Source organism: Streptomyces sp. NPDC006879 (genome assembly GCF_042869595.1).
In the GTDB taxonomy this organism is placed as follows: Bacteria; Actinomycetota; Actinomycetes; order Streptomycetales; family Streptomycetaceae; genus Streptomyces.
Window position 1 is genome coordinate 1 of record NZ_JBIAGC010000058.1, and the last position, 12141, is coordinate 12141.

A 12141-nucleotide genomic window follows, 5' to 3' on the forward strand; every position below is an offset into this window, starting at 1 on the left:
CCCCGGGGGGGCGCCGCGGGCGGGGCTGGGGCCGCGGCCCCCCCGCCCCCCCCCCCCGCCGCCCGGGGGGGGGCCGCCGCGGCGGCGCGGCCCCCCCCCCCCCCCCCCCCCCCCCCCCCCCCCACTGCACTGCGCGGCCCGCAGTCCGGGCAGGAGCCGGCCGCCCCATTTCGACCACCACGCTTCGCGCTCGGTCTCACCGGGACGGACCCGGTGACACCGAGCGCGGGCGATCAGGCGTAGGCCGCGATGTCACCGACCGCGCTGAAGGCCAGCCCGTACGCACTCATCCCACGACCGTAGGCTCCCAGGTGGGCGCCGCTTTCCGCCGTGCCCGCGAGCACCCAACCGAATTCGGACTCGCGGTAGTGGAAGAGGGTGGGGACCTCGTCGACGGGCAGCGTCAAGGTGGTCCACTCGGGGCCGGTGAGCTCGTCGGCCAGCAGCCAGGCCGCTTCGGTCTGCTGGTCCAGCCAGTGCTCCCGCAGCGCGTGGTCCATCTGGCCGGGCCAGGTGGCCGCGAGGAGGCCGGATCCGGCCAGCCAGGCCGCCGAGGAGACCGAGGTCGCTTCCAGGACTCCCGTCCCGTCTCCACTGCGGCGCAGCGGCGAGCTGGCCACCGTGATGACGACCGCGAACCGCTCCTTCTCCGCCTGCGGCTGCTCGCCGCTGCGGACGCATGGCTCGTCCCCGTGCCCGATGGCGCCGTGCTCGACCGCGCCATCGGCTCCGGTGGCCACCCGCAGCAGCCACCGGGGACCGGTGAATGCCTCGTCCAGGCCGTACCAGGCAAAGTCTGCTCTGCGGTAGCCGTCGAGGGTCCGCAGCCGGGTGGCGGCCACGGAAGCGCCCCCCTCACCGGGGGCTGTTTTCACGGCGGTGCCGCCACCATCGGGCCGAGCCGCCTCGGCCTGGACCACTTCGGGCTGCGCCACCTCGGGCTGCGTCGTCTGCTGGGCGGTACGCGTTCCTACCCGGCTCGTCGTCTCCATCGCTCCGGCCTCCTCGTTCCCTCGGGTCCGGACGGCCCGCCCCCCTCGGGCGTCCTCGGTCCGGACAGATGGAGGATAGCCAGCTCATCCGGGCATGCCCGGAAAGAGCAGATTTCAGGTGGCGTCGGCGTCGAACGGCGCGCGCTCCTGGTGCGCCGGCTTCTTGGTGAGGTCAGGGGTGGTGGAAGCGGGCGCGACAGGGCCAGGCGGGGCCTGTGGCTCTCGGCCGTTGACCGCGTCGGTCACCTCGTTGATCTCCTTGCGGAGGTCGAAGCTGGAGCGGATCTCCTTGAGGTCCTCGTTCTCCGTGAGCTGCTTGCGGATGAACGTCTTGGGATTGAGGTCCTCGAATTCGAAGTCCTTGAATTCCGGACCCAGTTCAGAACGGATGTCCTGTTTGGCCCCGTCGGAGAACTGTCGGATCTTGCGGATGAAGCCCGAGACGTCCTGGATGACCTTGGGGAGCTTGTCCGGACCGAAGATGAGCACGGCGAGAACCACGAGCGTGACCAGCTCCAGTGCGCCTATGTCGTTGAACACCTTGCTGCTCCTTGGATCATTCGGGCCGGACCGGGCCGCGTTCCACGGTACCCGGGCCGGGGGTGGAGGCGGTACGCGGCTCCGACGAGCCACTCCAGACGGTCACGATCCGGTAGCTGACCCCAACACCACGGAAACGGTCCGGGAACGACCATCTCTGATCAGACCGAGCTTGAGCCTGTCGCCCGGTCGGTGGGCTCTGATCTTGATGATCAACTCTTCACCCCCGTGCACCCGGCGGCCGTCGACAGAGGTGATGACATCACCCGGACGGATGCCGGCGCGACTGCCGGGACCGTCCGGGTCGACGGGCGGCCGGCCCTCCCGTTCCTCCACGGCCACCCGTGCGCCGTCACCGGCGTACTGCATGTCCAGAGTGACGCCGATGACGGGATGGGTGGCCCGACCAGTGTTGATCAGCTCCTCGGCCACCCGCTTGCCCTGGTTGATCGGAATCGCGAAACCGAGGCCGATGCTGCCGCCCTGCCCTTCCTTCAGCCCCTGGTCCTCGTCCGCCGCGCGGATGGCGCTGTTGATGCCGATCACCCGGGCCAGGGAATCCACCAGCGGCCCTCCGGAGTTACCAGGATTGATCGGAGCGTCGGTCTGCAGGGCGTCGACGTAGCTGACATCGCTCGCCCCCTTGTCCCCGCCCGCCGTGATCGGGCGTTCCTTGGCGCTGATGATCCCCGCGGTGACGGTGTTGGACAGGTCGAAGGGGGCGCCGATGGCGACGACCGGATCACCCACCCGGACATTGTCCGAATTCCCCAACGGCAGCGGCCTCAGCCCCTTCACCCCGCGGACTCGGACCACCGCCAGGTCGTACCCACTGTCCCGGCCGACGATCTCGGCCGCGGCGACCTCACCACCGCTGAAGGTGACTGATATCCGCCCCGAAGCGGAGGACGCGGGCGAGACGACGTGGTTGTTGGTGAGGATGTGGCCTTGGTGGTCCAGCACGAATCCGGTGCCGGTCCCGGAGGCACCACCGCCCCGGACGTGGAGGGTGACCACACCCGGCAGCGCACTGGCAGCGATGCCGGCGACACTGCCCGGTTCCCTGGTCTGACGCTCCACTTCGGGCTGGGACAGTTCCACGGTGCCGGCGAAAGCACCGGTGCGCTCGGCATACGCCCCGACCGCTCCTCCGAGAGCACTGGCCACGAGCGCCAGCAGCACCCCGCCGACCAGAAGGCCACCGCGCCGGCGCGCCGGCGGTTGCGGAGCGGCATCACCCATCTGCCAGGGCGCCGCCCAAGGGTCGTAGCGCGACCCCCCGGGCACGGCCCCGGACCACTGGACCGAGTCGGGTAGTTGCAACTGGGGCGGTGGGGCGGCCCAGGGGTCGTGCTCACCCGCCCCGCTTGCCCCTTCCCCGCCACGGGAGCGGGCGGCCCCCGTCACGGGGGCCGCCCAGAGGCCCTGGTCCCGATCATGCTGGGAGGTCGGCTTCTCGGTCGGGCCAGCGAACTCGGTGAGGGCCGACACCTCGGGCGCCGCAGGTGGCGGTGGCTCGCCCTGCGCCGGGACCGCGGCTACCCGCGCGGCTCCTGACGGGCCCAGGTCACGCGCGGGCGGAACGCTCCACCAGCGCGGCCTGGGGTTGGTGCGCTCGGCCTCGTTCATTCTGTTCCCCGCCGCTCCGTCAGAATCCGTACGGGCAGGATTCAATCAGGTTTGGCGGAGCGACCCTAAGAGCTGCCGGATAATCCCTGGCGGGCTCTGGGGGACCGCCTACCCACCTCACCCGATGAGCCGCCCGCGGGCCGAACTTCGGCGTCAGCGCAGCAGGGAGACGCGATGCCTGGTGGACGCTGGGGGAGTTCCCGATGAGGGTTCCTCGCTCAGATCGGGTGGAAACGGAGCCGGGGCCGGCAGCGGCTGCCCCACGGTCGGGAAGGGGCCCGGACGCACCAGTGCCGCCAGGGCCCCGGGAAGCACGTGCCCCGTCGCCGAGGGTGCCGCCGGTGGGCTCTCCGGGACCTCAAGGGCGCCACCACCGCTGGTCCGCGCGTACAGACCGGCCAGGGTGACCGGGAGGTTCGAACTCACCGTCGGAGAACCGCCCTCCGGCCGGGTGCCGGACTCCACGGCCGCTTCCAGCGGGAGTGCGCCGCCCAGCGCGATCGCGGCGAGCGAGACCGCACCAGCGGCTACGAAGGCGAAGCGCCGTCCCCGGGACGAAGCGCGCTGCGGGTCGGGGACCTCGTGTATCCGAAATCCGCTCTCGGTGGGCGGGGTGAGCACGTCCTCACTGACGTAGCCGAAGGGCGCCGGACTCGTGCCGAAGACAGCGCTGCCGAAACCGGGCCCGTCACCTCCCGAGGGCATGCCGCCAGGAAGGCCTTGGAGCCGGGCCAACAACCCCTCGGAAGGGGGCGGTGGTGCTGATTCGACGAACAGGCTCTTGACCCGGCGCTGCGCATCGGCCTCGGCCTTGCACTTCACGCAGGTGGCGAGGTGTGCAAGAACACGCTCGCGCACATCGTGGTTCAACTCCCCGTCGACCAGGGCAGCGAGCCGGTCTCCCAGGTGCTGCTCAGCCGGAGTCGGCTGGGATCCACTCACGCGGCTCCGCCCTCTCCCCCTGTACCGGGGCTGCCCACGGCAGCTCCCGCGAGGGATCGCTGTTCCGCCCGCGCCTGGGGGGAACGGTGCTTAAGCGCCTTGCGTAGGTGCGAACGGCCACGGTGGATGCGGCTTCGGACGGTGCCGAGCTTCACGCCGAGGGTGGCAGCGATCTCCTCGTAGGACAGTCCCTCGATGTCACACAGCACGACGGCGGCACGGAACTCGGGTGCGAGGGTGTCCAGGGCCTGCTGGACGTCAGCGTCGAAGTGGGTGTCGTGCAGCACCTGCTGCGGAGAGGGCTCCCGGCTGGCCAGCCGTTCCGCGGCGTCGTCACCGAGCGCGTCGAAACGGATGCGCTGCTTGCGGCGGACCATGTCGAGGAAGAGATTGGTCGTGATGCGGTGCAACCAGCCCTCGAAGGTGCCGGGGGTGTAGGTCGACAACGAGCGGAAGACCCGGACGAACACCTCTTGGGTGAGGTCCTCGGCATCGTGCTGGTTGCCGGTGAGTCGGTAGGCGAGACGGTAGACACGGGCGCTGTGCGTGCTGACGATCTCCTCCCAACTGGGAGGAGTCCACGCCGGCGAGCCCGCATCGGCGGCGAAGGTCGCGGTGGGTGCGGAGTCGGCGGTGCGGGTACGGAAACGGCCAGCGGTGTCGGTCACGGTTTTCGGCTCACCTGCCGACCTGAGGAGACGCTTCCAGACGCCGCCACGATCCACAGGCGCAGCCGCACCTCCCCTATCGGCTCTGGTGGTGTCCAGTGGAGCCCCTACCATAGCCACCCCCTCCGTTAGCGCGGGATAAGCGTTTTTGCCCGTTCTTTACGAGTGGTCCGGCCGCTGGTCCGGCCACCCCCTCTGCCCCGCTTAACGACCGGTCCCATCTGCGGGTTCCCGCACCCAACAGCTACAGTCACCGTTGCGCCAACTAAGGGGACAGGAGAGGGTCATTACCGCCAACCGGCAGACGAGCTGGGCGTTCGCCGACGCTTTTGTCGCCGAGGACGACGCTCTTCGCTGGGCCAGGGACCGGGCCCGCGAGGCAGGCGTGAGTTCGGTGTCCCCCGGCACGGGTGCCGCGCTGCGCCTGCTCGCGGCGACGGCGGACGCCAAGGCGGTGGCGGAGATCGGGACCGGAACCGGCGTCTCCGGCATCCACCTGCTCCACGGCATGCGGCCCGACGGTGTGCTGACCACTGTGGACCCCGAACCCGACCGTCAAGCCCTCGCCCGCCAATCCTTCCGAGCGGCCGGCTTCGCGGGCAACCGGGCGCGGTTCATTCCCGGGAGGGCCCTGGAGGTTCTGCCTCGGCTCGCCGACGGCGGCTACGACCTGGTGTTCTGCGACGGCGATCCGACGGAGTCCCTGGACTACCTCGCTGAATCGTTGCGTCTGCTGCGACCCGGAGGGCTGGTGTGCTTCGAGGGGGTCTTCTCCGACGGTCGCACCGTCGACTCCGCGGCCCAGCCCTTCGAAGTGCTCCGGGTCCGGGAGCTGTTGCGCACGGTGCGCGAGAGCCCGGCGCTGGAATCGGCCCTGCTGCCGGTGGGCGACGGCCTGCTGTGTGCGGTGCGCCGGTGATCCCGTGCCGGTGGGCACGACGAAGCCCCGGCCGCCGGGCGGTCGGGGCTTCGAAGAACGATCAGTAGTGCCGCGCGGTCAGCCGACGACCTTCTTCAGGGCGTCACCGAGAGCGTCGGCCTCGTCCGGGGTCAGCTCGACGACAAGCCGACCGCCGCCTTCGAGCGGTACGCGCATGACGATGCCCCGCCCCTCCTTGGTGACCTCGAGCGGGCCGTCGCCCGTTCGCGGCTTCATGGCCGCCATGCTCGTTCCCCTTCCTGAAACCAGCTCATCGTCAGCCGACGGCCCCATTCAGGCGCCTAGTACCCGGCATCGAACACATTGCTTCCCAGCCATTATCCCGCATGTCAGGACCCGATGACCAACATCAGTCGGGATCGCTTACGCAACGCGCTTGGCCAAAACCACTCATTTCGGGGACCTGCCTGCGATACTTCGCCCCCACCTACCGGATGCACCCCCCTGACGCTTGCCGATTTCTTTGACGCAAGTCACACGCCCGGCTCCCGTGATCTCCGCCATGCTGGCCCTGTACTGGCCGGTACAACACCTGGCCGAGCCACGACGGAGGGGACCTGCCATGGCCGACACCGTGCTCCACGAAGTGACCGACGGACTCGCGACGATCACGATCAATCGCCCCGAGGCGATGAACGCAATGAACATCGAGGCGAAGGTCGCCCTGCGGGACGCCCTGCGCACCGCCGGCGACGACCCGGCCGTACGGGCGGTCGTGCTGACTGCCACCGGGCGCGCCTTCTGCGTGGGCCAAGACCTCAAGGAACATGTCGCGCTCCTGGCGGCGGACCGCGAGCACGGCTCGGACCACACCATGACCACCGTGCGCGAGCACTACAACCCGATCGTCCGCGCCATCACGCAGATGCCCAAGCCCGTCGTCGCCGCCGTCAACGGCGTCGCGGCCGGCGCCGGATTCGGCTTCGCCCTGGCAGCCGACTACCGCCTGGTCGCCGATTCAGCGGCCTTCAACACCTCCTTCGCCGGGGTCGCGCTGACCGCCGACTCCGGGGTGTCCTGGACCCTCCCGCGCCTGATCGGCCAGAGTCGAGCCAGTGACCTGCTGCTCTTCCCCCGTTCGGTGCCGGCGGCCGAAGCCTTGGAACTCGGCATCGCCAACCGGGTCGTGGCCACCGACCGGCTCGCCGAGGAGGCCGCCGCACTGGGCCGCACACTGGCAGAGGGGCCCACGGCCGCCTATTCGGCGATCAAGCAGTCCCTGGCCTTCGGGACCAGCCATTCGCTGGCGGAGTCCCTGGAGCGGGAGGACGAGCTCCAGACCCGTGCCGGAGCCTCCGAGGACCACTCCATCGCCGTCGCTGCGTTCCTGGCCAAGGAGAAGCCGAAGTACCTGGGTCGCTGAGCACCCGACGCGCCCCCGGTTCCGAGGTCGCGGTCAGGCCAGGGTCTGTGTGCTCCTTCGGTACGCGCAGTCCGCGAGGTGGTCGTCGACCAGGCCACAGGCCTGCATCAGCGCATAGGCCGTGGTCGGCCCGACGAAACGGATGCCCCGCTTCTTGAGGGCTTTGGCCAGGGCGGTGGACTCGGGGGTGACCGCGGGGACCTCGGCCGTGGTGGTCGGCGCGCTGGAACGGGACGCGGGGTCGGGGGCGTGGGACCAGATGAGCTGGTCCAGTTCCCCCGGCGCCCACTCGGCCAGCGTCCGTGCGTTGGCCAGTGTCGCCTCGATCTTCAGACGGTTGCGGATGATGCCCGTGTCGCCGAGCAGACGCTCCGCGTCCCGTGGCGTGAACGCCGCGACCGAGGCGATCTCGAAGTCGGCGAAGGCGGCACGGAACCCGGCCCGTCGACGCAGGATCGTCAGCCAGCTCAGACCGGACTGGAAGGCCTCCAGGCACAGCCGCTCGAAGAGGGCGTCGTCCCCGTGCACCGGCCGCCCCCACTCCTGGTCGTGGTAGGCGACGTAGTCCTCGGTGGATAGTGCCCACGGGCAGCGCAGCCGGCCGTCCGCGCCGGCCAGGGCGGGAGCGCCGCTCACCGGTCTGCCTGCCCTTGGGACTCCTCGCCCTGGGCGGGCCTCTTGAACAGGTCGGGGCCGGCCACCGCCGACGCCTGGGCGCCCGCGAGTGCGGTCTCCAACTCCGCGATCCGGGCGTCCCGCTCGGCGAGCTCGGCACCGAGACGGAAGAGGATGTCGTCCACCTCGACCATCCGGTAGCCGCGAGGCGCGACGGGCAGTCGCAGCGCGTCCAGGTCGGCGCGCTGCACCGGCCTGGTGTCCGGTAGCGCGTCGGCGACCCGCTCGGGGTCCGCCTCCGGCAACACCGCCGCCTCGCCGCCGCCCACCACGGCCAGGGTGACCGCGGTGACGACCACGACCAGCGCGATCAGCATGAACCAGAACACGAGCATCTCCCCTGGGCAGAGTCTTCGCCCCCGATCGTGCCATGCGGCTGTGACAGTTAAGGTCGCAGGCGAGCCTTCGAGGGAGGAATAACGGGAATGCTGCGACTGGGCAGGCGCGAGTTCGGCCCGCACGAGCCGGTGATCATGGCTATCGTGAACCGGACTCCGGACTCCTTCTACGACCAGGGCTCCACCTTCGGCGACGGGCCCGCACTCGCCCGCGTCGAGCAAGCCGTCGCCGAGGGTGCGGCGATCATCGACATCGGCGGGGTGAAGGCCGGTCCGGGTGAACAGGTCGACGCGGCCGAGGAAGTGCGTAGGACCGTCGGCTTCGTGGCCGAGGTGCGTCGCCGTCATCCCGATGTCGTGATCAGCGTGGACACCTGGCGGCACGAGGTGGGCGAGGCGGTCTGTGAAGCGGGCGCCGACCTCCTCAACGACGCCTGGGGCGGCGTGGACCCGAAGCTCGCCGAGGTCGCGGCCCGCTACGGCGTCGGTCTGGTCTGCACCCACGCGGGCGGCGCCGAGCCGCGCACCCGCCCGCACCGCATCACCTACCCGGACGTGATGGCGGACATCCTGCGCGTGACGGTCGGTCTCGCCGAGCGGGCGCTGGCCCTCGGCGTTCCGCGTGAGGCCATCCTGATCGACCCCGGGCACGACTTCGGCAAGAACACCCGCCACTCCCTGGAGGCCACTCGAAGGCTCGGGGAGATGACGGAGACCGGTTGGCCGGTCCTGGTTTCCCTGTCCAACAAGGACTTCGTGGGAGAGACGCTGGACAAGCCGGTCAAGGAGCGCCTGTTGGGCACCCTCGCGACCACCGCCGTCTCGGCCTGGCTCGGTGCGCAGGTCTACCGTGTGCACGAAGTCGCCGAGACCCGGCAGGTCCTGGAAATGGTGGCTTCCCTCCAGGGCCACCGTGCCCCGGCGGTGGCCCGCCGGGGTCTGGCCTGAGGGCCTGGCACTGGAGGGGGCGGTCAGGCCGCCCGCGACCCCAACGAGGAGGACCGGCCTACCTCAGTGGCCGACCTCCTTCGTCACCAGGGTGATCGCCTCTTCCACGTCGTCCGTGACGTGGAAGAGCATCAGGTCGTGGGCGGACGCCTTGCCCTGGGCGACCACCGTGTCGCGCAGCCAGTCGACGAGCCCGTTCCAGTAGGCCGATCCGAACAGCACGATCGGGAACCGGGTGACCTTGCGGGTCTGGACGAGCGTGAGCGCTTCGAAGAGTTCGTCCAGGGTGCCAAGTCCGCCGGGCAGGACGACGAACCCCTGGGCGTACTTCACGAACATCGTCTTGCGGACGAAGAAGTACCGGAAGTTCAAACCGAGGTCGACGTGCGGGTTGAGACCCTGCTCGAAGGGCAGCTCGATCCCGAGGCCGACGGAGACCCCGCCGGCCTCGCGGGCCCCCTTGTTGGCTGCCTCCATCGCTCCCGGGCCGCCTCCGGTGATCACCGCGAAACCGGCCTCGACCAACGCCCGGCCGATGCGTACCCCCGCCTCGTAGTCCGGCGAGTCCGACGCGGTCCGGGCTGACCCGAAGACGCTGATCGCCGGAGGGAGTTCGGCCAGGGTCCCGAAGCCCTCGATGAACTCGGACTGGATGCGCAACACGCGCCAGGGGTCGGTGTGCACCCACTCCGACGGGCCCTGCGAGTCGAGCAGCCGCTGGTCGGTGGTACTGCTCTGGACCTGGGCCCGCCTGCGCAGCACCGGCCCGAGCTGCCTTTCCTCCGGTTCGCCCCGGCCACCCTCGGAGTTGCCCATGATGTGCTCCCTCCTGCTGATCGTTCGCTTCAGAGTAGGCACACCCCGGTGACGAAGAGCGGAATTCAGGAGGTCAGCCAGGCGCGGAGTCGTTCCTCGCAGTGCCCGATCACCTGGGTGTCCACCCGCTCGTCGCGCTTGTGGGCGAGGAGCGCGTCGCCCGGTCCGTAGTTCACGGCCGGCACGCCCAGTGCGCTGAACCGTGCCACGTCGGTCCAGCCGAACTTGGGCATGGCGCTGCCGCCTACGGCCGCCATGAAGGCTGCTGCGGCCGGATGGGACAGCCCGGGCAGGGCGCCGCCGGAATGGTCGTCCACGATGAATTCCGTGACCTGGCAGTCCGCGAAGACCTCGCGGACGTGTGCGACGGCCTCGGCCTCGGAGCGGTCGGGGGCGTAGCGGAAGTTCACCGTGACCGTGCAGGCGTCGGGGATCACGTTGTTGGCGACCCCTCCTTCGATGCGGACGGCGTTGAGTCCCTCGTGGTACTCCAGCCCGTCGATCACCGGCTTGCGCGGTTCGTAGGCGGCGAGACGGGCCAGGATCGGCGCGGCGGCGTGGATGGCGTTGGAACCCATCCAACTGCGGCCGGAGTGGGCGCGTTCGCCGGTGGTGCGCAGCAGCACCCGAAGCGTTCCCTGGCAACCGCCCTCGACCTGCCCGTTGGAGGGTTCCAACAGGACCGCGAAGTCCCCGGCGAGCCAGTCGGGGTGGGCTTCGGCCACGTGTCCGAGGCCGTTGAGGTGGGCTGCGACCTCCTCGTTGTCGTAGAAGACGAAGGTCAGGTCTCGGTTGGGCGCGGGGACTGTGGCGGCGATGCGCAGTTGGACCGCGACCCCGGCCTTCATGTCGCTGGTGCCGCAACCCCACAGCACGCCCCGTTCGTCGAGCCGGGAGGGCAGGTTGTCGGCGATGGGAACGGTGTCGAGGTGCCCGGCCAGCACGACCCGCTCGGCACGGCCGAGGTTCGTGCGGGCCACGACGTTGTTGCCGTACCGGTCGACCGTCAGGTGGGGCAGGGCGCGCAGGGCCGTCTCCACCGCGTCGGCGAGGGGTTTCTCCTCACCGCTGACGGAGGGGAGATCGACGAGCCTGGCGGTCAACTGGGCGGCGTCGAGCCCGAGGTCCAGCCCTGTGACGGAGGTGGGGAGGGCGCCGGACGCGCCAGATGCATCGGATGCGGAGTCGGCCATGGCTTCGACCCTAGCGCGCGGCTGCGGGCGCAGTCGGTGGACGTCCGGCCGGTGGACCGGTAACCGGACTCCAGTACGGTGGGCCGCGTGTCCGAACCCGTTGTGCGACCCCGCCTCAGCCGCCGCGTCCGCTATGTCGCGGCTTGCGTCGTACTGCTGGCGCTCGTGGGGTACTTCGCGGTCCAGTACGACTCGAACAGCGGCGGCGCGCCACGGTGCACCGTGGTCGCGGCGGACGGGGGCGGGCCGGACGCGCCCAGCTACTCCTTCACCCCGGAGCAGGCCGCGAACGCCGCGACGATCGCCGTGGTCGGCACGGCCAAGCGGATGCCCGAGCGGGCGGTGACCATCGCTCTGGCCACCGCACTCCAGGAGTCAGCCCTGCGCAACATCCGGCACGGTGACCGGGACTCGCTGGGTCTGTTCCAGCAACGGCCCTCGCAGGGTTGGGGCAAGCCGGAGCAGATCATGGACCCCACATACGCGGCGGGGATCTTCTACGACCGGCTCGCCGAGGTGCCCGGCTACTCCCGCCTCCCGCTGACCGTTGCGGCGCAGCGGGTCCAGCGCAGCGGTTTCCCGCAGGCATACGCCAAGCACGAGCCCGATGCGAGGCTGCTGTCCGCGGCACTGACCGGGCGCAGCCCGGGGTCGCTGAGCTGTTCGGGACCCCGTGGGGTGACGGCGGGCGACCCGGCGAAGGTCCGTACGGAGTTGGTGCGGGCTTTCGGCAAGGAGGCCGTGGCGGCGACCGGAGGGTCGGCCGGCGAGTCGGCGCGCGCCGCCGGGTGGGAGATCACGGTGGTACCGGGGGCGAGTGCGGAGCGGGGTGGGCACACCTTCGAAGAGCGCGGTTGGGCGGTGGCGCACTGGGCGGTGGCGCGCGCCTCGGTGCTGCACGTGGAACGCGTGTCCTTCGGTGGTCGAGTCTGGCAGGCGGGCAAGAACCAGGGCAGGTGGAAGACCGGTGCACCGGCCGGTCCGCCGGCCGGCGACCGGGTCCGGATCACTGTGGCGGCGGGCGACTGAACGCGCCTGCTGCTTCAAGGAGATCTCCTCGTACCCACCCCCCGCAGATGCGGGCCAGCGCTGCGGGC

14 protein-coding genes are annotated in these 12141 nt (G+C 70.6%); 4 read left to right on the forward strand and 10 right to left on the reverse strand.

The window, feature by feature from the left end:
- Window positions 1-233: 233 nt before the first annotated feature.
- The 5 genes from ACFYMC_RS27300 to sigE all read right to left on the reverse strand — a co-directional run bounded on the left by ACFYMC_RS27300 (window position 234) and on the right by sigE (window position 4885).
- Window positions 234-992 carry a hypothetical protein gene (locus tag ACFYMC_RS27300; protein WP_388530000.1) on the reverse strand — a complete coding sequence of 253 codons (759 nt, stop codon included), beginning with the start codon at window positions 990-992 and terminating at the stop codon, window positions 234-236.
- 114 nt (window positions 993-1106) lie between these two features.
- Entirely contained in the window at window positions 1107-1532 is a 426-nt protein-coding gene (locus ACFYMC_RS27305) for a sec-independent translocase (protein ID WP_388530003.1), read from the reverse strand.
- A 102-nt stretch (window positions 1533-1634) separates the two neighbouring features.
- Window positions 1635-3161, reverse strand: a complete 1527-nt coding sequence (locus tag ACFYMC_RS27310; protein WP_388530006.1) for a S1C family serine protease — start codon at window positions 3159-3161, stop codon at window positions 1635-1637.
- Between the two features lie 153 nt (window positions 3162-3314).
- Entirely contained in the window at window positions 3315-4103 is a 789-nt protein-coding gene (locus tag ACFYMC_RS27315) for an anti-sigma factor family protein (RefSeq protein WP_388530009.1), read from the reverse strand.
- Window positions 4100-4885, reverse strand: coding sequence for an RNA polymerase sigma factor SigE (gene sigE / locus ACFYMC_RS27320; RefSeq protein WP_388530012.1), 786 nt, complete (start codon window positions 4883-4885; stop codon window positions 4100-4102). The genes ACFYMC_RS27315 and sigE overlap by 4 nt, the downstream gene beginning before the upstream one ends.
- 142 nt (window positions 4886-5027) lie before the next feature.
- Here sigE and ACFYMC_RS27325 point away from each other — a divergent pair, with 142 nt between their 5' ends.
- Window positions 5028-5690 carry an O-methyltransferase gene (locus ACFYMC_RS27325; protein ID WP_388530015.1) on the forward strand — a complete coding sequence of 221 codons (663 nt, stop codon included), beginning with the start codon at window positions 5028-5030 and terminating at the stop codon, window positions 5688-5690.
- 78 nt (window positions 5691-5768) lie between these two features.
- Here the strand turns inward: ACFYMC_RS27325 and ACFYMC_RS27330 are convergent, their stop codons facing one another.
- Entirely contained in the window at window positions 5769-5936 is a 168-nt protein-coding gene (locus ACFYMC_RS27330; RefSeq protein WP_003966491.1) for a DUF3117 domain-containing protein, read from the reverse strand.
- Window positions 5937-6273: 337 nt separating this feature from the next.
- Between ACFYMC_RS27330 and ACFYMC_RS27335 the strand changes: the two genes are divergently transcribed.
- Window positions 6274-7074: an enoyl-CoA hydratase/isomerase family protein gene (locus ACFYMC_RS27335; protein ID WP_388530018.1), complete on the forward strand. Its 801-nt coding sequence runs from the start codon at window positions 6274-6276 to the stop codon at window positions 7072-7074.
- A gap of 33 nt (window positions 7075-7107) precedes the next feature.
- Here the strand turns inward: ACFYMC_RS27335 and ACFYMC_RS27340 are convergent, their stop codons facing one another.
- Window positions 7108-7710: a DNA-3-methyladenine glycosylase I gene (locus tag ACFYMC_RS27340; protein WP_388530021.1), complete on the reverse strand. Its 603-nt coding sequence runs from the start codon at window positions 7708-7710 to the stop codon at window positions 7108-7110.
- Window positions 7707-8084 carry a hypothetical protein gene (locus tag ACFYMC_RS27345; protein ID WP_388530024.1) on the reverse strand — a complete coding sequence of 126 codons (378 nt, stop codon included), beginning with the start codon at window positions 8082-8084 and terminating at the stop codon, window positions 7707-7709. The genes ACFYMC_RS27340 and ACFYMC_RS27345 overlap by 4 nt, the downstream gene beginning before the upstream one ends.
- Before the next feature lie 90 nt (window positions 8085-8174).
- Between ACFYMC_RS27345 and folP the strand changes: the two genes are divergently transcribed.
- On the forward strand, window positions 8175-9035 hold the full coding sequence (gene folP / locus ACFYMC_RS27350; RefSeq protein WP_388530027.1) for a dihydropteroate synthase: 861 nt from the start codon (window positions 8175-8177) through the stop codon (window positions 9033-9035).
- Window positions 9036-9098: 63 nt separating this feature from the next.
- Here the strand turns inward: folP and ACFYMC_RS27355 are convergent, their stop codons facing one another.
- The gene (locus ACFYMC_RS27355) at window positions 9099-9851 is read right to left on the reverse strand and encodes a TIGR00730 family Rossman fold protein (RefSeq protein WP_388530031.1); all 753 of its coding nucleotides are present in this window, start codon (window positions 9849-9851) and stop codon (window positions 9099-9101) included.
- Between the two features lie 65 nt (window positions 9852-9916).
- Window positions 9917-11044 carry a succinyl-diaminopimelate desuccinylase gene (dapE, locus tag ACFYMC_RS27360; protein ID WP_388530034.1) on the reverse strand — a complete coding sequence of 376 codons (1128 nt, stop codon included), beginning with the start codon at window positions 11042-11044 and terminating at the stop codon, window positions 9917-9919.
- 78 nt (window positions 11045-11122) lie between these two features.
- On the opposite strand from dapE, the gene ACFYMC_RS27365 reads away from it, so the two are divergent.
- Window positions 11123-12073 (forward strand): hypothetical protein, encoded by a 951-nt coding sequence (locus tag ACFYMC_RS27365; protein WP_388530037.1) that lies wholly within the window; start codon window positions 11123-11125, stop codon window positions 12071-12073.
- Window positions 12074-12141: the final 68 nt, after the last annotated feature.